The organism is Salinivibrio sp. SS3 (assembly GCF_001722105.1).
Taxonomy (GTDB): Bacteria; Pseudomonadota; Gammaproteobacteria; order Enterobacterales; family Vibrionaceae; genus Salinivibrio; species Salinivibrio kushneri.
This window is the reverse complement of record NZ_MEBQ01000043.1, coordinates 225,016-245,000: the sequence shown is the minus strand read 5'-3', so window position 1 is coordinate 245,000 and position 19,985 is coordinate 225,016. Positions and strand designations below refer to the sequence as shown.

The window sequence follows — 19,985 nt, the reverse complement described above, 5'->3', positions numbered from 1 at the left end:
GGATAAGATAAAAACAATGACCCATCAAAGACCTAGGGCCCGACAAACGCTGTCGGACCCTGGGTTTTATTGTAAGGAAAAACTGATGATAATGCGTTTTGTATTGAGCGGTTGCCTCGCTCTCTCCCTAGCTGGCTGTGGTGAGCCGAAGGTGTCAGCACCGTCTGAAACACCGCCTCGGCCAGCAAAATTACTGGCGGTAGTGACGAATGAAGATGGACTCGCCCGCCAATTTCCTGCCCAAGTTGAAGCGGATGATAAAGCCTTGCTCTCATTTCGTGTATCAGGCGTGATTGAGTCAATGCCGATAAAAGCAGGTATGGATGTTGCGAAAGGGCAAGTCCTGGCGGCGTTAGACAGCCAGCAATATCAGCTGCAATTGGATAAGGCGCGTGCGCAATATCAGCTTGCTCAGGTACAGTTTAACCGTGCCGAACGCCTGCACAATAATAAAGTGATCGCCGAGCAAAGGTTCGATGAAGCCCGCTCGGCACTCAGTGAAGCGGCGGCTGGTCTAGAGCAAGCGCAGACAAATCTGAATTATACGCAACTAAAAGCGCCGTATGCGGGGACGGTCTCACTCCGAATGAAAGAGGAGAATGAATTCGCACAAGCACAAGCGCCAGTGCTACACATTCAATCCAAAGACATCATTAATGTCAGCTTTCAATTGCCAGAACGCTATTTCCATTACTTTGCACAGCATGCGGATAATTTGGTCCCAAGCGTATCATTTGACACCCACCCATCACGCCAGTTTCCCGCGCAGTTTAAGGAAATTGATACAGAGGCGGATCCTAAAACGGCGTCTTACCATGTCACTGTGAGTTTAAATCGACCTGACGCCATCAATGTTTTGCCGGGAATGGCAGCAAAAGTGCATGCCACCATTCCTACTAAGTCGCAAACGCAAGTGCCTCAGTCTGCCGTGCTCGAGACGAATGAGGGAACGGCCGTATGGCGCGTTGGTGATAACGGTGAAGTTAAGCTAACCCCAGTCACCTTGCGTGAAGGAAAAGTCGTTTCGGGCCTAGAAAATGGTGAGGTGATTGTGGCAACTGGCGTCAGTGCGCTGAAAGAGGGTGACCGTGTGAAAGCATGGGTGAAGGAGAGAGGATTATGAGAGCAATACATGGACTGATTGGTGTCCTTGCGGTGGGGGCGCTGTTTGGGTGCCAACCGGAGACCGAGTCTCAACCTGCTCCTTTGCCGGTAGTGTCCACGTTTACCGTGAGCCAACAACCATTAAATGAACGCATCTCTTTCCCCGCGGTGGCGGCAGCAGCTGATAAAGCCACGCTCGCGTTTCGCGTACCGGGGGAAATTCAAGCGATCAATGTCAAAGCGGGTGATCGCGTGACGCAGGGACAGGTATTGGCACGTTTGGAGCCGACCGATTACCGCTTAGCGGTAGAGAATGCCAGTGCACGTTTTGACGTGGCCGATGCGCAGTATCGCCGCTCAGCCCCCCTGGTAGAGAAAGGTATGCTTGCCCAATCACAATTTGATGAATTAAAAGCGCAGCGTGAAATTGCGCAAGCGGAGCTGGCACTGGCCAATCTTCGTTTGTCTTATGTTGCGCTCAGAGCGCCAGCTGACGGGGTGATATCTAAGCTGAATGTTGAGCCATTTGAAACCATCGCGCCAGGACAAGGGATCATGAACATTCATGATGCTTCACGTGCTGATATTCGTGTACAAGTGCCGGATGTGTTATTCACCCAAAACACGGGCGCGAGCGCAGAAGAAGTGCAAGCGCGACTCAAACCGAACGTCTTAACTCAGCAAGGGCAGTCTTACCCCGCCACCATCGATGAATACACGGCAGAGCCGGATCCGAGCAGTGGTGCTTTTGTGGTGACGCTCACCATGCCAATGCCGCAGCAGCAGTTTATTTTAGATGGTATGCCCGTACAGGTCAGTATCGCTCGGGAAGGACTACAACTGACACGCACCGGGCTCTCTGTGCCAATCGAAGCGGTGTTTAATCAAGACGGCGATCCACTGGATAGAGCCCATAGCTATGTATGGATTTATGACAGTCGCACGCAAACCGTGGCGAAACGGCGGGTAACGATGGGGCGTATTCATGGCCAGCGGCTAGAAATCACCCATGGTGTGTCTAAAGGGGATCGTATCGTGGTGGGAGGAACCAATCACCTATCTGAGGGGCAAAAAGTGACGCTGGCATCGAAAGAGGAAAACGCATCATGAAGCAGGGTGTAGCCGGATATTTTATTCAAAATAAAGTGATTAGCTGGATGATCACGCTGATTTTCCTGATTGGCGGCACCCTTGCATTTTTGGGCTTAGGGCGGTTGGAAGACCCGGCTTTCACAATCAAAGATGCGATGGTGGTGACCAGTTATCCAGGTGCCACTCCCCAGCAAGTGGAGGAAGAAGTCACTTATCCGCTGGAGAAAGCGGTTCAGCAGCTGACCTATGTGGATGAAGTACGTTCGATCTCCAGTCGGGGTCTGTCCCAGATCACGGTCAAAATGAAACCCAAATACCGCTCTGATGATTTGCCTCAGATTTGGGATGAGTTGCGACGAAAAGTCCATGATGCACGTGGCGCGCTTCCTCCTGGTGTCAATCCGCCACAGGTGAAAGATGATTTTGGCGATGTGTTTGGGATCATGTTAGCCGTCACTGGCGAAGGGTACGGCTACAGCGAACTGAAAGACTACGTCGACTTTTTACGCCGCGAGCTTGAGCTTGTTGATGGCGTAGGCAAGGTGCAAGTCAGCGGTACGCAGCAAGAGCAAGTCTTCATTGAGGTCTCGATTCAGCGGTTAAGTAGCCTAGGGATCGCACCGGATACCTTGTTTAATTTGTTGGCGACACAAAACCTCGTGAGCAACGCCGGGGCCTTGCGTGTGGGTGATGAATATATTCGCATTCACCCAACTGGCGAGTTTTCCTCCGTGGATGAGCTGGGTAACTTAATTCTGACTGAAGCAGGGTCACAAGGGCTAATTTATTTGCGCGACGTTGCCGAGGTAAAGCGTGGATATCAAGAAGTACCGCGGCAAATTATTTCGTATAACGGTAAACAAGCGCTACAAGTAGGGATATCGTTCGCTGATGGTGTGAACGTGGTAGAAGTCGGCGACAAGGTGGATAAGCGTCTCGCGGCGTTAAACAGTGATCAGCCTGTGGGCATCAATGTCCATCATGTCTACAACCAGCCCAATGAGGTCGATACCTCAGTCAGCGGATTTGTCTCTAGTTTAGGCCAAGCGGTAGCGATTGTGATTATCGTACTGCTCTTTTTTATGGGCCTGCGCTCTGGGCTATTAATTGGTTTGGTGTTATTGCTGACGGTACTGGGTACGTTTGTATTCATGTACTACTTTGAGATTAACCTGCAACGTGTGTCTCTCGGGGCGTTAGTCATTGCCTTAGGGATGTTGGTGGATAATGCCATCGTGGTGGTCGAAGGGATACTCGTGGGCTTAAAGCGAGGGCGAACCCGTCTACAGGCGGCTCACGATATTGTGACGCAAACCAAGTGGCCTTTGCTGGGGGCGACGGTGATCGCGGTAACGGCGTTTGCCCCGATTGGCTTGTCCGAAGACGCAACGGGCGAATACTGTGGCACCTTATTTACGGTGTTATTAATCTCCTTACTGTTAAGTTGGTTTACCGCCATCACATTAACGCCTTTCTTTGCCAGCGTGTTTTTCAAAGAAACTCCGCTCGACGAAGGGGATGAGGGCAGTGATCCCTACAACGGGATTCTGTTTGTGGTGTATAAACGTTTTCTTACCGCCTGCATGCATCACGCCTATATCACCTTGTTGGTAATGGTAGTGGCATTGGGGGCCAGTATTTATGGCTTTGGCCACCTCAAGCAGTCGTTTTTCCCAGACTCTACCACGCCCATGTTTATGGTCGATATTTGGCTGCCAGAGGGCACTGATATTCGTGCAACACAAGGCACCTTGGATGAGGTGTCGAGCTGGCTGAGTAAACAACAAGGCGTCAACTATGTCTCTACCAGTGCCGGACAAGGCTCGCAACGTTTTATGTTGACCTATTCACCGGAGAAAACATATGCCGCCTATGGCGAGCTGATCGTCCGCGTTGACCAATACGAACATGTTAAACCCACTATGGGCATGGTGCGTGAGCATGTTCGTAGCCAGTATCCAGATGCGCAGCTTAAACTGAAGCCTATTTCCTTAGGGCCTGCGACTGGCTCGAAAATTGAAGCGCGTATTTTTGGTTCAGATCCCACTAAGTTACGCGCAATTGCTAAACAAGTAGAAGCACGATTGCATCAGGATCCTGATGCGGTGAATATCCGCCATGATTGGCGTAATCGCACCAAAGTTCTTGAGCCTGCGTTTAATGAAAGTCAGGCGCGACGCTATGGTATCACCAAAAAAGATGTCGACGAGTTACTGACAATGACATTCAGTGGCAAACGGATTGGTGTATACCGGGATGGGACCAACCTTATGCCGATCGTTGCGCGGTTGCCCGATGAGGAGCGTGTGAATATCAATACCTTAGAAGGCATGAAAATATGGAGCCCGGTATTGAAAGACTACATTCCATTACAGCAAGTTATTCTCGATTACGACATGCGTTGGGAAGATCCGATTATCATGCGTAAAAACCGCAAAAGAATGCTCACCGTGTTGGCTGATCCCGATCCCTTGCGGGAAACCACCGCGGCGACCTTGCTAAGCCGCGTGCGTGCGGATATTGAGTCGATTCCTCTGCCTGAAGGTTACAGTATCGAGTGGGGTGGGGAGCATGAATCTTCCCAAGAGGCCAAAGAAGGCTTATTTAGCATTATGCCGCTTGGTTATTTGTTTATGTTCCTGGTCACCATATTGTTGTTTAATTCGGTGAAAGAGTCATTGATCATTTGGCTCACGGTTCCCTTAGCGGTGGTTGGGGTCACCACAGGGCTGCTGTTGTTAGATACGCCGTTTGGTTTTATGGCGCTTTTGGGCTTTTTAAGCTTGAGTGGAATGCTGCTTAAAAACGGCATTGTGTTGATCGATCAGATCAACATCGAAGTGGCCAGTGGTAAGCAACGCTATCAAGCGGTCGTCGATGCGGCGGTAAGCCGGGTACGCCCGGTGTGCATGACAGCCATTACCACTATTTTAGGGATGCTCCCTTTGTTGCCGGATGTTTTCTTCCGGCCGATGGCGGTGACGATCATGTTTGGGCTCGGGTTTGCCACCGTGCTGACATTGATAGTGGTACCCGTGCTATATCGGATCTTCTATCAAATTCGCTATCACCCTGAATAACCCCACCTTAAGCACCGTGTTGACGGTGCTTTTTTTGTGTTTCAATCTTAAGATAAAAGCGCCTGTGTATAACTTGAATTTCATCCACAAAAACAGTTGATAACTCGGTGAATTTCATCGCAACCTCGCGATTTTATCGGCGTTGCGTAAAGTCAATAATGTAATGGTGAATTCAGAACCAAAATCACAATGGTATTGGGGGGTTATGTAACTGATTGATTATACTTTATGGGTAAGTAGGGCCAGTCTATTGTGGAGATAGACTGGCTGAAGACGTGACAAACAATGAACTGATAAGCGCGTTGATGGTGGGTTAGTCGTCGATTTTTTTGACCGATAGCGTCAATTCAAAGGTCGCCATAGGCTCATCCCCGTGTAGGCTCGGGCAAGTGGCGACAATGGTGACAGGCTGATTAACACGATGACCTGTTTCGATTGATTCACTGATCATCTGGTTAATCTTGTTGCCATCGAAACAAGTAAACACCACATCATCCTCGGGTCGTTTATGAAAATCAGCGTTGACGGATTTAAACGCTAAGCTAATTTTAACCCCGCGTTGCTCAGCCATCGCCATGGCAAGAAAGCCACCTGCGACATCAGCGCCAACCGCCAACGCGCCGAAATACATGCTGTTGAGGTGGTTTTTGGTACGCCGCCCCAGTGGGATTTGCATTGTGACATGTTTATCGTCGATGGAGAGGATCTTAGGACGACACCAGCCAATCATCGGCACTTTTAAGAAGCCGAATAACGACAAATGTTGATTAGCGCGTGCTAACGGAGACGAGAACATAGACACTCCTTGTTATCTGGTCATACCTGTTACGCTACATCGATGCTCAATTTGTCGTCAACATCTTGTTAACAAAGTTGTGGCCTAGTGCTTTATTTTTTCAGGCATTCGACATCCATTGTTGGGATTAATCCATTGCATAAGGCACGAAGAATAATGGCGCAGGTTTTGGTGTCTGTGATTTGTCCATTGGCAACGAGTGCCTGTAACTGGGAAGGGCTTACCCAATAAGGCTCGATAAACTCATCGTCATCGAGTTGCGTCTCGGTGGATGTGAGCGCTTGGGCAATATAAAAATACTGCACTTCATCGCAAAACCCGGGCACAGGGTGAGCGATGCCGAGTGGATGCCAGCGAGTTGCCACATAACCGGTCTCTTCTTCTAACTCTCTTTTGGCGGCGTCTCGTGGTGGCTCCTTCGCTCCCAGTGTCCCTGCTGGCGCTTCGATAATCCATTGATTGATAGCCGGACGAAATTGCTTGAGCAGTAGTATATTGCCAGCGTCTGACAGGGGTAATACCACGACGGCCCCGGGGTGGCGCACAACGTGATGTGCGTGGTACTGGCCATCAGGTGTGTATGTATGCGCCTCCACCAAGCTGAGCTTTTGCCACTGGTAGCGTATCGTGTCATTCATGTTCGTATGATCCTTTGTTCGTGGTGCCATCAGTATTTTTGGTGCAGTGTTTTTTGCTAAAGTATGATAGCATTCGCCGCCTTAATTGGCGTGTGTACGCCTTTTGCTTTTGATTTACCTTTGGAGTGATACCTTGCAATTTGACGATCTGGGACTCGATAGACGCTTACTGTCGCTTATTGCCCACCGTGGATTTGAACAGCCAACAGACATTCAACGTCAAGCCATTCCCGTTGTAATGGCAGGCAAAGACCTATTGGCCTCTTCAAAAACAGGGTCGGGGAAAACCCTGGCGTTTTTGTTGCCAGCTATGCAGCGTGTGTTGCGTTCTAAACCCCTCAGTCGTCGCGATCCGCGTGTTTTGATCTTGGCGCCGACCCGTGAGCTAGCAAAACAAGTGTATGGTCAGCTGCGTATGCTGACTAGCGGCACTAACCACAAACCGGCTTTGGTACTCGGTGGCGAGAATTTTAACGAGCAAGCGAAAGTGTTTCGTCAATCGCCAACCTTTGTGGTCGCGACACCAGGTCGATTAGCCGATCATCTTGAACAACGCCATCTGTCTTTGTCGGGGCTGGAAATGCTGATTTTGGATGAAGCGGATCGCATGCTTGACCTAGGCTTTAAAGCACAGCTCGACACGGTTAACCAACATGCTGATCACCGTTTAAGACAGACATTGATGTTTTCTGCCACCTTGGATCATCAGCAAGTGACTGATATCGCAGCCGGGATGCTCAAGTCGCCTAAACGTGTAGCCGTAGGAGAAATTGAAGCGTTACATAGCGATATCGAACAGCACTTTGTGCTGAGTGATCACCTCGACCATAAACACGCGCTGCTTGAGCAACTGGTCAAAGCCAATGCGCATAAGCAAGTCATGATTTTTACTGCGACACGCGCTGATACTGAGCGTTTGGCGGAGCGTTTTTCTCAGGCAGGCTACCAAGCAATTGCACTCAGTGGCGAATTGAATCAGGCCACACGCAGCCGAATCATGAACGAGTTTGAGCGTGGATTTCATGAGGTATTGGTGACCACGGACGTGGCATCGCGTGGTCTGGATTTAATGAATGTGTCTTTGGTGATTAATTTTGACATGCCAAAGCATGCGGAAGAATACATCCATCGAGTAGGGCGTACCGGTCGTGCTGGACAGCAAGGGTTGGCCTACTCATTGGTTGGACCTAAAGATTGGCGTAGTTTTAAAAATATCGAAGGCTTTTTGCAGCAAAAACTCGATTTCACCAAGATTGAAGGCTTTGAAGGAAAGTTCAAAGGCTTTAAAGAGCAAAAAGCGAAAAAATCAAAGCCGTCGGATTCAGTTAAACATAAAAAAAAGCCGGCTAAAGCGCAGAAAAAAGCACCTAAAAAACGTGATAGAAGCTTTTACACCAATGTACCTGCTGGTGATGCGCCTTTAGTCAAAAAGAAACCTAAGCCAGAATCCTAACCTCGCAGTGGTGACAACGCGTTTGTCACTTAGTGTTAATCGTTAACCTGCTCGCTGCGCCATAAGCGCAGCGGTATCTGTTCCCTCGCTATCCGGCGATTGTTTTCTCTTTAATTGTTAGTCGCAATCGTCAGCGGTAGTGAAAGCTGCGCATTGTCGCACCGCAAAATGTTTAGTGATGAAATTTTATGCGTTCAACTGTCGAGTTGAGCAAAAAACTCACTTTTCTTTGCGTGAGATCGATTCTATGGCTGATTTTACAGTGAGTTATCCGTAGACTACGCCCATCTGTTGGAAAGCGCTTATCCTTTGAACAGTTTGAGTCGCTGAAAACACGTATCGCTCTGTCTATCATTTTTAAACTGGGAAAATTGCTGTGGAAACTGCACTGGTCGTTGCTTTTATCACTGCTGCGGCGTGGATTGTTCGCCGTGAACGTGCTGCACAATAATCTGCTGATTGAGCCCTTTTATACACTCGTTTTAGTCAGCAAAAACGAAAAGCCTTCTCCGTGGAGAAGGCTTTTTTATGTTTATGTGTTCCGATGCCCGGGGTCAGCTGTCGTAATAGTCACCGTCTGACACTTCATGAAAATCTTCTACTTGGCTGGCGGCTTGGAAATCAGCAGCAGGCTTGAGTTGACGTCGCCGTAACATCGTTACTTGCTCTTCCAAGCGATGAGCAGTCTCAATGTTGCCTTCTTGATAGGCCTCTTGGATCTTTCTTTCAAATTCATCAATACGTTGAGTCATCACCATCGTTATACCCTCCGACAGTTCCCACGCACAATCACAACAAGCATCGCTGTGGGAGTTGCACCACGCACTAAGACGCCCGCCTTTTGATAGCGGTTACGTCCATACCTTAAACTTAGTTTAGTTTGACAATATAACCAGTGAGAGAGGTCACACTGGACGGCAACACAAGGGAGTGAGATGGTTACCGTTTGCTATTAATACAGGTATCTGACAGAAAAAATCAAGCGATTTTGTTCCAAGCCATTGGCACGCCACGTTGCGCCGAGCGACAAGGTTTCAGTGGAGTGAAAGCGCCCGCCAATTTCCACCAAGCTGGTGGTGTCGTCCTGATCAAAGATGATAGAACCGACATAGAGATTGGCTTCAATCGGTGGGGCTACCCAGCCACGTAATCCGGCACCAATCACAGTAGCAAAATCACCGGTATCATGCTTGTCGTCGTCTGGTCGCCGAAACCAAGCGCCTTCCAACTCGCCATACACATCGACAAACTGGTTAATTGGGGCATGAAACCCCACACCGCCTGAGGTGTACCAGTCTCCTTCAAACTGCGTATCCCCTTTGGCGACAAAGTGTGCGCCTTCGGTAAATGCAAAGCGTCCTAGCCCGCCAATCCCACTCGGGTTTGCAAGGACGTTGACCTGAATATGGTTGTAATCAAAATTGGTCGCATGGACAGCGGGTACGGTCAGGGTTATGGCCAATAGTGCCGCTTGACTGAGGCGTGTGATCACAGCATTTACTCCATTTGCATTTAACATCAGTGTAATAGCTTCAACGCAACCAGTGCAATCACTTCGCCGATCTTGCACCCATATTTAAGTTACGGCGCACATTGTTGTTCGCTTAATCCACGGGTCTGATTGTGTCAATATTTTTGTTGATTTGATGTTTGTGTTTTGCGTAAAAAAATATTTGCACAAAAGAATATGGCAGGTTAGCGTAAGAGTTCAACAAAGAAAACGTGGTAATCAGCTACGTGAACCCGCGACATGCAAACACAGGATTAGCCCATGAGTGTACACCCAACGGATGACGTAAGAATTGAGCAAATAAAAGAACTTCTTCCGCCTATTGCTGTATTGGAAAAGTTTCCCGCAACTGACGCGGCGGAACAGACTGTCTTTGCGGCGCGTCAGGCGATCCATCAGATCCTAAACGACCAAGACGATCGTTTGGTTGTCGTTGTGGGGCCTTGTTCTATTCACGATCCTAATGCGGCACGTGATTATGCCAAAAAACTTAAGCAGCTGCGTGAGACATTGAGTGCCGACCTGGAAGTGGTGATGCGGGTTTATTTTGAAAAGCCGCGCACAACAGTGGGTTGGAAAGGCCTGATTAATGACCCGTATTTAGATAACAGTTTTAAAATCAATGATGGCCTGCGATTAGGACGCCACTTACTGTTAGACATCGCAGATTCTGGTTTGCCAGCAGCGGGTGAATTTCTCGACATGATCACGCCACAGTATATGGCAGATTTAATTAGTTGGGGCGCGATTGGGGCGCGCACGACAGAGTCTCAGGTGCATCGCGAACTCGCTTCTGGGCTATCTTGTCCTGTTGGGTTTAAAAATGGCACAGATGGGAATATCAAGATTGCTACGGATGCGATTCGCTCAGCGAGTTCACCGCACCAGTTTTTATCGGTGACCAAGTATGGGCACTCTGCGATCGTCGCAACTGGAGGTAATGAGGATTGTCATCTGATCTTACGTGGGGGCAAAAGACCTAATTATTACGCGGGTGATGTCGATCAGATCTGTGGCGCGTTGGCCGATGCTGGATTACGACAAAAATTGATGATTGATTTGAGCCATGCCAATAGCAGCAAACAATATCAAAAGCAGAAAGAAGTCAGCGAAGATGTGGCGGGGCAAATTGCAGCCGGTAACAAAGCGATCTTTGGGGTGATGATTGAGAGTCATCTCGTCGAAGGTCGCCAAGACTTAACTGACAGTCAGTCACTAACCTATGGCCAAAGCATTACGGACGGGTGTATTGGTTGGGAAGATACCGAGCGCGTCCTCCATCAGTTGGCCGCCTCTGTGCGAGCACGCCGCGAAAAGGCCACGCCACTCAGTGAATCCGCTTAATCTACAAAAAGCCCCCAACGCTTGGGGGCGAATCATAGCGGTCAGTGCGTGTCACTGGCCCTATTTATTTTTGGAAAATGGCTTGAAACTCGCGTTTTAATCCTGGCTTTAAGCGTGCTTGTTTCAGTTGCTTCGATAAATCTTTAACACAAGAGCTGAGCACATCATCAAGAATTTGCGCTTTGTAGTTATCACGCTCTTCGTCAGACATATCACTTAAATCCACTTTTTCCAGCTCGCTCAGTGCATCGATACCAGCATAGCTTTGGCTTATGGCGACGAGTGCATGAAATTGATCATAGTTGTCGAGAATGTTTTGCGCACTGGCAGGCAGTTTTTCCCACGCCTCTTTGACACTGGCACTGGACGCGTCATGGACAGAAGCGATCATCGCGTACATGGCTTCAGGGGCTTGCTCGTATCGGATCACGCATTGTAGCTCAGGAGAAAAGCTATCAAAGCTGACCGTTGGTTGGTTAGCGTCGGGCATTCACAGGCTTCCTTACGACTGTTTTGAGGAGGATGGATGTGTTTTTTTGTCGTTGCTTGTTTTATCGTGTGATCTTGCTTGCTCCGCCAATGGCACCACGGTGTCTGTTGAGAGGGTGGCACGGTTCTCACCAGCAAGCAGTCCCCCTTTTTCAATGGTCAATTGCTCGGTGTTCAGGACGCCTTTCATCTTGCCTTGAGAGAGAATATCGATAGCGTCTGCATCGCACTGTCCCTCGACCAAGCCGTTGATGGTGATATGCTTCGCGTTGATGGTACCGCGAAAGTGGCCAGACGCTGAGATAACAACGGCGTTAGCCTGGGTGATATTCCCTTCCCCAAACCCATCAATTTGAATATCCCCTTCAAGATCAATATCACCGACCACTTTACAGTTTCTGGCGACGATCGATAAGCCATGACTCGGGGTAGACTTTGAACTAAACAGACCCATGTCGTGCACTCCACATACATCATTTTGGTCAAGTATATCATTAGCTGTGCGCCGATGGTGGCGCTCTGGTGCACAACCCGATGACTAAGGTGTGATCCCGCTACCAGTATTGGTGATCGTCGCCTTGGATGGATTATTGCGCGGTTATCGGCGCAGTGATTGCTTGCGTGACATTCAGTTGATATAACTCGATGAAACCGACTATATGGGACCATCGTTATGTCAAGGACACTCTCAGCGTATCAGCAACGTGTCATTGGTTGTTTGCTTGAAAAAGAAGTGACCACTCCAGAACAGTATCCGCTCACACTCAATGCGCTGACCACTGCCGTGAATCAAAAAAGCAATCGTGAGCCTGTCTATGAGATGGCCGATTCAGAGGTATTAGACATCGTAGAGAGCTTGATTGAGAGGCGTCTGGTGAGCCTGCAAGAGGGCAGTGGTGGTCGTGTCTCCAAGTATCAACATCGTTTCTGTAATACACAATTTGGCGATCTCACTCTCAGCGAGCCACAAAAAGCGATCCTGTGTGTCATGTTATTGCGAGGTGCTCAGACGCCCGGGGAGTTGAGAACCCGTACACAGCGCCTCTGTGCTTTTAATCGTGTCGAAGATGTTGAGCGCACACTGGCTGACATGATTGCGTCAAACTGGATAAAAAAATTGCCGCGTGAGGCTGGGAAGCGCGAGTCGCGTTATCAACATTTATTTACTGACGGTGTGAATACGCCGAGTCACTCAGTACCGCAGGAGGAGTCAGAACCTACCACTGATGCATCTTTGGTGATGCGAGTGAGTGCGTTAGAGCAAGAAGTGGCGGAGCTACGTCAGATGTTAGAGGCTGTTTTGGAGCGATAACACCAATGAATAAGCCTTGGTTTGTGTATTTGATTCGAACGCGCCAAGGGCAGCTTTACTGTGGCGTCACCACGGATGTTAGCCGACGGTTGATACAACATCGCCAAGGTAAAGGCGCGCGAGCGCTAAGAGGGAAAGGACCGCTGTCACTGGCGTGGCAATCGCAGCCGATGGAAAAGCGAACGGCGATGCAGCGCGAATGGCAAATAAAGCAATGGCCGAAGCAGCGCAAGGAAGCGCTATGCGCGCGCTTTGATGGTGTGCGTGACAGTTTCGATTAATTAAATAAGCGGGTGATAGGTTGTGACTGAGTGAGGAGCGCCGTTAACTGATGGATATTCATTGAGGGATGGTAAAGGTGCCCCTGTGCGTAGCGACAGCCCAGATCAAGCAAAAAGTCACGCTGATCTTCGCGTTCCACTCCTTCTGCAACCACTTTTAATTTCAGCAATTGCGCCATCTTAATGACGGCTTGGCAAATCACGATATCGTCTTTGCAATGAGGCAGATCGGCGACAAAACTGCGATCGATTTTGACGGTGTCCACCGGGAAATGCTTAAGGTAGGCGAGGGAGGAGTACCCCGTGCCAAAATCGTCAATTGCTAAGGAGACGCCTGCTGCCGCGAGCGTGTGTAAGGTATGTTGGTTTTGGCTGAGGTTTTCAATGAAAACTTGTTCTGTCAGCTCAATTTGCACTCGTTCGGGTGGGACTTGATGGCGTTCGATGGCATGTAGAATAGTATCGGCGAGGAAGCTGTCTTGGAATTCATGCCCAGAGATATTTATCGCGATAAATGGAGGGGCGCAGTGCTGCGCCAGCAAGGTTGCATAGGTTTCTAGCGCCTCATTAACTACCCAAGTGCCTAACTGCCGCATAAGCCCGGTGTCTTCTGCGGTACGAACGATGGTATCAGGAGAAATTACCGCGCCCTCTGTATCTTGCCAACGTACCAAGGCTTCAATGCCAGCAATGCTGTGATCGTTTAAATCGATTTGCGGCTGAAAATGTAAGCTCAACTCGTTACCTTGAATCGCTTTGCGGATGGCGTACTCGGTATCTTTTTTCTGATGCAGATGGTCTCGCATGGCCATTTGGAACACCACGACTCTGTGATGAGAGAGTTGACGAGCGCGATGGGCCGCGGTGTCTGCGTGACGTAACAGTTCCTGAGCCGGCATGGACGCATCGTAACGGTAACTAATGCCGACGGCACAGGTGACAATAATCTCCTCTGCGTGATGGAAGAAAGGTTGCTCAATGGTTTTGCGGATCTGTTTCGCGTAGATCTCCGCTTTCAGCGGTGAAAGCTCGCTGCCGGCAATCGCGAATTGGTCATCGCTGATTTTGGCAATGTAGTCATCGGTTTGCCTGACGCGCTGTAGACGCTGTGCTAATTCAACTAAAAGCTGATCATGCACCGCTTGTCCATATAAATCATTGATCTCTTTTATGTTATCAATATCTACGCAGATTAGCGCGAGATCGTGTGGGTAAGTGCTGGATTCATGTACTCGCTGCTGAATATAGCGAGTGAGGGCATGACGATTGGGAAGGTACGTCAAGGCGTCGTGGTTTGCGATAAAATGTAGTTGCTGCTCGACGTCTTTGCGTTGCTCAATTTCATTTTTTAAATAATCAATCGTGGTCTGTGCCGCCCGGCGAGACATCAAATTCACCTCAGCCAAATACAAGGTGATGCCCAATAAAAGCGCCACAAGCATGCCGGCGATGTAAATCATGATGGGTAATGAAATAAACTGACTGGCGCCTGGCTCTTGCCAAAGCGTGAGCTGCATCGCCGATTGCGTGCTCGTCAATCTCAAAGGTGCCGAACCAACCGCGGCAAACGGGGAGATAGTGTCACCGCGCAACACGGTGTCGTTTGCCCAACGGGTGATGGTGAGGTGTTGATGTTGGTTAAGATAGTCGGACGCAACCTCGTTAATAAGCGCGTCAAGATTAATGATTGCACCAAGATAGTAGCTTGGCTCAGCACGGTCACGGCTATAAATCGGATAAGCAATTCGCCATTGGGTAAGATCGGGCTGGTCTGTCTTAAGCTGGCCCTCTGGTTCACCCACTACGTCAAATGAAAAACGCGGTTGATCCTGGCTGGTATCCGCGTGTGTTTGCCAACTTATTACTCGTCGGCTGTCCGCCCAAAATAATGATGAAATATAGGCACTGTCTTGTTGGGTTTGTTGCACTAAGGCTTGCCATGTCGAGAAGGTCGAGGGCACATCTAACTCGATATTGCTGGCTAATGCACTTAGCCGCGTGAGTTGCGTATCAATGTCACGTTCGACGGCACGAGACAAAGCTTGAACTTCCACATTGAGAAGTTTTTCAATCCGTTGTGCTTGTTGTGATTGGGCAGCCTGATACAACAAAAACGTCGCAACGAGCACAGCAAAACAGACGAGCGCGATGAAAATCATCGCACGTCCACGGGGTTGTGCCGACCGTCTAGCGAGTGTGATCGGGTCCTCGTTGTGACCGTTGAATGTCGATAAAGGCATAGGGCCTGCGCATAAGGCTTAAGGTTATAACCAGATTTTGCCAGTGTAGTTCGAAGAATGGGGATTGCGCGTATCAATACTGAGACATTGCCCGGTAGCGTGGCGCCGACAGAATGGGCTGATTAATCCAGCCACTGACCTAAACGCGACCGAATATGAAATTGTACAAAAAATTTTTTTTGTACAATTTTGATCCATCCTCTACTCTTAGTTGTACAACATATTATAAATGTACAACTCCGTAGCCAATACGGCGCGGCTAGTGTAGAGGTCAGTTATGTCATTCCCCGTCGGTGTTAGCGCCTGTGTTATTGGCGAAAAAGTACGATTCGACAGTGGTCATAAGCGGAGTCCCTTTGTCAGCAAAGAGTTGGCACCCTATGTAGACTTTGTGCCAGTATGCCCTGAAGTCGGGATCGGACTCCCTGTACCGCGCCCCGCTATTCGGTTAGTCGACAAAGGCGATTTGTCAGTGAGGTTGGTGGAAACCAAAGATCAGCAAAAAGATTACACCGAAAAAATGACGGCGTTCAGTGAGCAAAAAGCGGAGGAGCTCGCTCATCAATCACTGCGTGGCTACATTGTTTGTGCTAAGTCACCGACTTGTGGCATGGAGCGGGTGAAAGTCTACCGCGAGAATGGTTACGCCTCCGATATTTCCGGGGTAGGGCTTTACACTCAGGCACTGATGGCGCGTATGCCATGGCTACCTGTTGAAGAAGACGGCCGGCTTAACGATCCTATCCTCAAAGAGAACTTTGTTTTTCGACTATTTGCGCTTGATGATCTTTACCAGAGTGTCGAGCAAGGGGTGACCAAGAAAGCCCTTGTCGATTTCCACTCACGCTATAAGTTGGTGCTGATGGCGCACTCACCTGAAAAGTACCGTGAGCTTGGGCGATTTATGGCCAACATCGGCCATTATGACCTTGATCGTTTTTTTGAACAGTACCGCACCGCGTTTATGCAAGCCATCGCCATTCGTGCGACGCGTAAAAAACACACCAACGTGCTGATGCACCTGCAAGGCTATTTTAAAAACAACCTTGATAAAAGCCAGAAAGCTGAGTTAGCGAACCTTATTCATGCGTATCGTCAGGGCACCATGCCTTTACTGGCACCGCTGACGTTGATTTCGCATCACCTCCATAATCACCCTGATGCGTACTTAGCTAACCAAGCCTATCTCAAGCCTTATCCTGATGCGCTGAGGCTTCGCTATGGCCTTTAACACGACTCACGCTCTGACCATCAGTCAGGTCGCGGATCAAACCGGGGTTAACCCTGTCACGCTGCGTGCTTGGCAGCGACGTTATGGATTGCTTGCGCCTGAGCGGACGGCCAAGGGACATCGGCTTTATAGCCAAGAAGATGTAGAGACTATCGCTCATATTCTTCAATGGTTAGATAAAGGCGTACCGATCAGCAAGGTCAAGCCACTTCTGGCTCACAGTCCCGCGTCGGCAGACACGGGCGATGACAGCGTGGCACGTGAACTGATTGACTGTATTCACACATTCTCGGTTAAACGGCTAGGGAACGTTCTGGACACGCTTTTAAAAGAGTATCCCTTCTATTGGTTAGTCGAGCATGCCTTTACCCCAGTCGACCAATGGTTAGGTGACGACGAGGAAGCGGTACGTTTGTTACAGCGCGACCTGTGGCAAAGCGCCGTGATCGATCGATGCCGAACAGCGCTGGCGGCGAATGCAAAACGGCATGCACCATCTCGATGCTGGCTTGTCTCCTTAACCGTGACCAGTGAATACCAACGTGTGCTGATGGCCATGGCACTCAACGAGAAGGGTTACAGTGTCACTATTCTGTCAAGCCCGCATCAACAGTTGAATATGTTGGTTGAGGTGATGCGGGAGCAGGGGGCGAGAACATTGGCCTTGATGGCAAATCGTCGGCTCGATCGTGCCCAACTCAATCAGGTACGCCATTGCCTTGCTCAAGATGATATTGAGGTGGTGAGCCAAGCTTTTATCTGCTCCGTACACGGTGACGAGTTGGAAGAACTTAAGGAGAACAAAACGTTATGCATCTAGTCTGGTTTCGGCGCGATTTACGCGGACTGGATAATCGTGCGTTGAGCGCAGCCAGCGACGCGTCCGAGCCCGTGGTGGGGATTTTTATTGAGACACCGGAACAGTGGGCATCGCACCATCTTTCGCCCAAGCAAGCGGGCCTTATTAAGGCGCGGCTAGACGCGTTACGTGAGGAGCTTAGCGCGCAAAATATTCCTTTAGTGGTGGAGCGTGCGGCTGATTTTCCTCAATCGGCAGAAAAAGTGGCCGACTATGCGCACCGCATTGGCGCAACAGCGGTGTTTGCCAACAAGGAGTACGAGCTTAATGAAAGCAAGCGTGATGAACAGGTGCGTGCGGCGTTAGCGGACAAAGGCATCGCATGGTATGCCTATGATGACCGCAATTTATTTGCCCCGGGCACCATAAAATCGGGAAAAGGTGAACCGTATAAGGTGTTTACTCCCTTCAAAAAAGCCTGCTTACGAGCCCTAGACGGCATGGATGTTTCACCGTGCCAAAAACCATCCAAGCGCGAGACAGACTCAGCCGTTGACGCGATCTTTTCACAGCTTCAACCGATTCATTTTGATTATCCGATGGAGGATATCTCGGACTGGGCGTCCGATGAGAAAGGGATCCTCGCGCACATGCGTCGTTATTGCCGCGAGCAAGTGGCGGATTATAAACGACAGCGTGACTTTCCGGCGGTTGATGCCACCAGTCAGCTCTCTCCTTATTTGGCCATTGGCGCATTATCCCCGCGTCAATGCTTGGCGCGTTTACAAGAAGAGCAAGCCGATTGGCGCGAGCCCGATACAGGGGCTGCCACCTGGCTGTCGGAGCTTATTTGGCGTGATTTTTATCAGGAAGTGAGCGCACAAAACCCAGCAATCAGCAAAAAGTACAGCTTTTTAGCCTGGGGCGAATCCGTGGTATGGGATAACGACCCGACATTGTTTGAGGCTTGGAAGACGGGAAAAACGGGCTTCCCCATTGTGGATGCGGCCATGCACCAGCTTAATCAAACGGGTTGGATGCATAACCGGTTGAGAATGATTGTGGCGAGCTTTTTGACCAAAGATCTGCTTATCGATTGGCGCTGGGGAGAAGATTACTTCATGTCCAAACTGATTGATGGCGATTTTGCCTCGAACAACGGGGGCTGGCAATGGTCTGCGTCGGTGGGGACCGATGCTCAACCTTACTTTCGGATCTTTAATCCGACCACACAGGGAGAGCGATTTGATAGCGATGGGCGCTTTATTCGTCGCTGGTTACCGGCGCTTAAAGAGGTGCCAGGCAAGCATATTCACAACCCCTGGCAGTGGGCGGATAAGTATGCCCAGTCCCTTGATTATCCGCGTCCGGTGGTGGATCACGCCACTCAGCGTAAAAAGGCGCTAGCCATATTTGAAGCGGCGAAGAATCAGCCTCAGGAGCAAACACCATGACTCGCTCGCCAACCCATGTCGGTGTGTCGCAATTTGTGACGACCTATCAAGCGCTCAATAAAGATAACTTGTCATCACTGGCGACGATTTATCACCCCAAGATTGTGTTTGTCGACCCGGCGCACGAGATAACTGGCTTAGAGGCATTTATCCAGTATTTTTCGCTGCTGTACGAAAACGTGACTGATTGTCAATTTCATATACACACGACCGCGGTAGACGGAGATGATGCCTTTGTGACCTGGACCATGATGTTATCGCACCCCAAGCTGGATGGGGGAAAAACGCGACAAGTCCAGGGCTGCTCTCACTTAAGTTTTTGTGACGGCAAAATCATTCGGCATCGAGATTACTTCGACTTAGGTGAAATGCTGTACGAAGCGCTGCCTGTGATAGGTCGCTTGCTCAAACATATCAAAACGAGGCTAGGACAATGAAACACGTATTAATCACCGGCGCGACGTCGGGAATTGGTGAGCAATTGGCAAGAGACTATGCACGTCAAGGCTGGCAGGTGACAGCTTGTGGACGGAACCAAGACAAGCTCAACACCATGGCTCGCGATCACGCATCATTAGACGCATTGGCGTTTGATGCTACGGATAGCGAACAAACGCATCAAGCGCTGGGTAACCTAAGCGTCTTTCCTGATTTAATTATTTTAAATGCCGGGACGTGTGAATATATCGACCATGGCAAAGTCGATGTGGCACTGTTTAAGCGTGTGTTTGAGATCAATGTCTTCGGTGTTCTCCATTGTATTGAAGCGCTACAGGCTCGGTTCACTCACAGCACGCATCTTGCCATTGTCGGCTCCTCGGCCAGTTATATGCCGCTGCCACGTGCGGAAGCATACGGCGGATCAAAGGCGGCGATTAGCTACATTGCCAACACCTTATCGGTCGATTTGGCACAGCAAGGGGTGACGCTGTCACTTATCTCACCGGGATTTGTAAAGACGCCACTGACAGACCAAAACGACTTTGCGATGCCGATGCGCATCACGGTGGAGCAAGCCTCTGAAGCCATTCAAAAAGGATTGGCAAAAGGAAAAACGGAAATACATTTTCCGCGGAAATTTACCTTTATTCTCAAGTTTCTCGCGCTACTGCCCATGTCCTGGCAGCGAGCCCTCGCACGACGTATGACAAGGAACTAAAGC

Annotated in this window: 19 protein-coding genes; 12 read left to right on the top strand and 7 right to left on the bottom strand. The window is 49.6% G+C overall.

Annotated elements, in window-relative coordinates:
- The first annotated feature begins 85 nt into the window (after nt 1-85).
- From BGL48_RS12915 to BGL48_RS12905, 3 genes are read left to right on the top strand one after another with little or no spacing between them, the layout of a single operon-like run.
- Complete coding sequence (locus BGL48_RS12915; protein WP_069363018.1) at nt 86-1,123, top strand: efflux RND transporter periplasmic adaptor subunit; 1,038 nt, start codon at nt 86-88, stop codon at nt 1,121-1,123.
- Nucleotides 1,120-2,214: an efflux RND transporter periplasmic adaptor subunit gene (locus BGL48_RS12910; protein WP_106406597.1), complete on the top strand. Its 1,095-nt coding sequence runs from the start codon at nt 1,120-1,122 to the stop codon at nt 2,212-2,214. The genes BGL48_RS12915 and BGL48_RS12910 overlap by 4 nt, the downstream gene beginning before the upstream one ends.
- On the top strand, nt 2,211-5,276 hold the full coding sequence (locus BGL48_RS12905) for an efflux RND transporter permease subunit (RefSeq protein WP_069363016.1): 3,066 nt from the start codon (nt 2,211-2,213) through the stop codon (nt 5,274-5,276). The genes BGL48_RS12910 and BGL48_RS12905 overlap by 4 nt, the downstream gene beginning before the upstream one ends.
- Before the next feature lie 313 nt (nt 5,277-5,589).
- Here BGL48_RS12905 and BGL48_RS12900 read toward each other — a convergent pair whose 3' ends face one another.
- Nucleotides 5,590-6,072 carry a PaaI family thioesterase gene (locus tag BGL48_RS12900; protein WP_069363015.1) on the bottom strand — a complete coding sequence of 161 codons (483 nt, stop codon included), beginning with the start codon at nt 6,070-6,072 and terminating at the stop codon, nt 5,590-5,592.
- Nucleotides 6,073-6,164: 92 nt separating this feature from the next.
- Nucleotides 6,165-6,710: an NUDIX hydrolase gene (locus BGL48_RS12895; protein ID WP_069363014.1), complete on the bottom strand. Its 546-nt coding sequence runs from the start codon at nt 6,708-6,710 to the stop codon at nt 6,165-6,167.
- 133 nt (nt 6,711-6,843) lie between these two features.
- Here BGL48_RS12895 and BGL48_RS12890 point away from each other — a divergent pair, with 133 nt between their 5' ends.
- The gene (locus tag BGL48_RS12890; protein ID WP_069363013.1) at nt 6,844-8,163 is read left to right on the top strand and encodes a DEAD/DEAH box helicase; all 1,320 of its coding nucleotides are present in this window, start codon (nt 6,844-6,846) and stop codon (nt 8,161-8,163) included.
- A 554-nt stretch (nt 8,164-8,717) separates the two neighbouring features.
- Here the strand turns inward: BGL48_RS12890 and BGL48_RS12885 are convergent.
- Both BGL48_RS12885 and BGL48_RS12880 read right to left on the bottom strand, forming a co-directional pair.
- The gene (locus BGL48_RS12885) at nt 8,718-8,915 is read right to left on the bottom strand and encodes a hypothetical protein (protein ID WP_131825180.1); all 198 of its coding nucleotides are present in this window, start codon (nt 8,913-8,915) and stop codon (nt 8,718-8,720) included.
- Between the two features lie 200 nt (nt 8,916-9,115).
- The gene (locus BGL48_RS12880) at nt 9,116-9,655 is read right to left on the bottom strand and encodes a hypothetical protein (protein ID WP_235607568.1); all 540 of its coding nucleotides are present in this window, start codon (nt 9,653-9,655) and stop codon (nt 9,116-9,118) included.
- A gap of 279 nt (nt 9,656-9,934) precedes the next feature.
- On the opposite strand from BGL48_RS12880, the gene aroG reads away from it, so the two are divergent.
- A complete protein-coding gene (gene aroG / locus BGL48_RS12875) occupies nt 9,935-11,017 on the top strand; it encodes a 3-deoxy-7-phosphoheptulonate synthase AroG (protein WP_069363010.1) in 1,083 nt (360 codons plus the stop codon).
- Nucleotides 11,018-11,081: 64 nt separating this feature from the next.
- Here aroG and BGL48_RS12870 read toward each other — a convergent pair whose 3' ends face one another.
- Together BGL48_RS12870 and BGL48_RS12865 are read right to left on the bottom strand one after the other, a co-directional pair.
- The gene (locus BGL48_RS12870; protein WP_069363009.1) at nt 11,082-11,507 is read right to left on the bottom strand and encodes a DUF3069 domain-containing protein; all 426 of its coding nucleotides are present in this window, start codon (nt 11,505-11,507) and stop codon (nt 11,082-11,084) included.
- A 12-nt stretch (nt 11,508-11,519) separates the two neighbouring features.
- Nucleotides 11,520-11,960, bottom strand: a complete 441-nt coding sequence (locus tag BGL48_RS12865; protein ID WP_069363008.1) for a bactofilin family protein — start codon at nt 11,958-11,960, stop codon at nt 11,520-11,522.
- Between the two features lie 219 nt (nt 11,961-12,179).
- Between BGL48_RS12865 and BGL48_RS12860 the strand changes: the two genes are divergently transcribed.
- The gene (locus tag BGL48_RS12860; RefSeq protein WP_069363007.1) at nt 12,180-12,818 is read left to right on the top strand and encodes a YceH family protein; all 639 of its coding nucleotides are present in this window, start codon (nt 12,180-12,182) and stop codon (nt 12,816-12,818) included.
- Nucleotides 12,819-12,823: 5 nt separating this feature from the next.
- Nucleotides 12,824-13,099: a GIY-YIG nuclease family protein gene (locus BGL48_RS12855; protein ID WP_069363006.1), complete on the top strand. Its 276-nt coding sequence runs from the start codon at nt 12,824-12,826 to the stop codon at nt 13,097-13,099.
- Here the strand turns inward: BGL48_RS12855 and BGL48_RS12850 are convergent.
- On the bottom strand, nt 13,096-15,258 hold the full coding sequence (locus BGL48_RS12850) for a putative bifunctional diguanylate cyclase/phosphodiesterase (RefSeq protein WP_069363005.1): 2,163 nt from the start codon (nt 15,256-15,258) through the stop codon (nt 13,096-13,098). The genes BGL48_RS12855 and BGL48_RS12850 overlap by 4 nt on opposite strands.
- 358 nt (nt 15,259-15,616) lie before the next feature.
- Here BGL48_RS12850 and BGL48_RS12845 point away from each other — a divergent pair, with 358 nt between their 5' ends.
- Genes BGL48_RS12845 through BGL48_RS12825 form a run of 5 tightly spaced genes read left to right on the top strand, consistent with a single transcriptional unit; the run spans nt 15,617 to nt 19,982 of the window.
- Nucleotides 15,617-16,570, top strand: coding sequence for a YbgA family protein (locus BGL48_RS12845; RefSeq protein WP_069363004.1), 954 nt, complete (start codon nt 15,617-15,619; stop codon nt 16,568-16,570).
- Nucleotides 16,560-17,390, top strand: a complete 831-nt coding sequence (locus BGL48_RS12840; protein ID WP_069363003.1) for a MerR family transcriptional regulator — start codon at nt 16,560-16,562, stop codon at nt 17,388-17,390. Before BGL48_RS12845 ends, BGL48_RS12840 begins: the two co-directional genes overlap by 11 nt.
- Nucleotides 17,381-18,823: a deoxyribodipyrimidine photo-lyase gene (gene phrB / locus BGL48_RS12835; protein WP_069363002.1), complete on the top strand. Its 1,443-nt coding sequence runs from the start codon at nt 17,381-17,383 to the stop codon at nt 18,821-18,823. The genes BGL48_RS12840 and phrB overlap by 10 nt, the downstream gene beginning before the upstream one ends.
- Nucleotides 18,820-19,260, top strand: coding sequence for a nuclear transport factor 2 family protein (locus BGL48_RS12830; RefSeq protein WP_069363001.1), 441 nt, complete (start codon nt 18,820-18,822; stop codon nt 19,258-19,260). Before phrB ends, BGL48_RS12830 begins: the two co-directional genes overlap by 4 nt.
- Nucleotides 19,257-19,982 carry an SDR family NAD(P)-dependent oxidoreductase gene (locus BGL48_RS12825; protein ID WP_069363000.1) on the top strand — a complete coding sequence of 242 codons (726 nt, stop codon included), beginning with the start codon at nt 19,257-19,259 and terminating at the stop codon, nt 19,980-19,982. Before BGL48_RS12830 ends, BGL48_RS12825 begins: the two co-directional genes overlap by 4 nt.
- The last annotated feature ends 3 nt before the right edge of the window (nt 19,983-19,985 follow it).

Bases quoted from the DNA above. Each gene is read 5' to 3' on its own strand.
- BGL48_RS12830 (WP_069363001.1), top strand. From the start codon at position 18,820: ATGACTCGCTCGCCAACCCATGTCGGTGTGTCGCAATTTGTGACGACC.
- BGL48_RS12855 (WP_069363006.1), top strand. From the start codon at position 12,824: ATGAATAAGCCTTGGTTTGTGTATTTGATTCGAACGCGCCAAGGGCAG.
- BGL48_RS12865 (WP_069363008.1), bottom strand. From the start codon at position 11,960: ATGGGTCTGTTTAGTTCAAAGTCTACCCCGAGTCATGGCTTATCGATC.
- BGL48_RS12825 (WP_069363000.1), top strand. From the start codon at position 19,257: ATGAAACACGTATTAATCACCGGCGCGACGTCGGGAATTGGTGAGCAA.
- BGL48_RS12905 (WP_069363016.1), top strand. From the start codon at position 2,211: ATGAAGCAGGGTGTAGCCGGATATTTTATTCAAAATAAAGTGATTAGC.
- phrB (WP_069363002.1), top strand. From the start codon at position 17,381: ATGCATCTAGTCTGGTTTCGGCGCGATTTACGCGGACTGGATAATCGT.
- BGL48_RS12845 (WP_069363004.1), top strand. From the start codon at position 15,617: ATGTCATTCCCCGTCGGTGTTAGCGCCTGTGTTATTGGCGAAAAAGTA.
- BGL48_RS12850 (WP_069363005.1), bottom strand. From the start codon at position 15,258: ATGATTTTCATCGCGCTCGTCTGTTTTGCTGTGCTCGTTGCGACGTTT.
- aroG (WP_069363010.1), top strand. From the start codon at position 9,935: ATGAGTGTACACCCAACGGATGACGTAAGAATTGAGCAAATAAAAGAA.
- BGL48_RS12885 (WP_131825180.1), bottom strand. From the start codon at position 8,915: ATGACTCAACGTATTGATGAATTTGAAAGAAAGATCCAAGAGGCCTAT.
- BGL48_RS12860 (WP_069363007.1), top strand. From the start codon at position 12,180: ATGTCAAGGACACTCTCAGCGTATCAGCAACGTGTCATTGGTTGTTTG.
- BGL48_RS12840 (WP_069363003.1), top strand. From the start codon at position 16,560: ATGGCCTTTAACACGACTCACGCTCTGACCATCAGTCAGGTCGCGGAT.
- BGL48_RS12900 (WP_069363015.1), bottom strand. From the start codon at position 6,072: ATGTTCTCGTCTCCGTTAGCACGCGCTAATCAACATTTGTCGTTATTC.
- BGL48_RS12870 (WP_069363009.1), bottom strand. From the start codon at position 11,507: ATGCCCGACGCTAACCAACCAACGGTCAGCTTTGATAGCTTTTCTCCT.
- BGL48_RS12910 (WP_106406597.1), top strand. From the start codon at position 1,120: ATGAGAGCAATACATGGACTGATTGGTGTCCTTGCGGTGGGGGCGCTG.
- BGL48_RS12915 (WP_069363018.1), top strand. From the start codon at position 86: ATGATAATGCGTTTTGTATTGAGCGGTTGCCTCGCTCTCTCCCTAGCT.
- BGL48_RS12895 (WP_069363014.1), bottom strand. From the start codon at position 6,710: ATGAATGACACGATACGCTACCAGTGGCAAAAGCTCAGCTTGGTGGAG.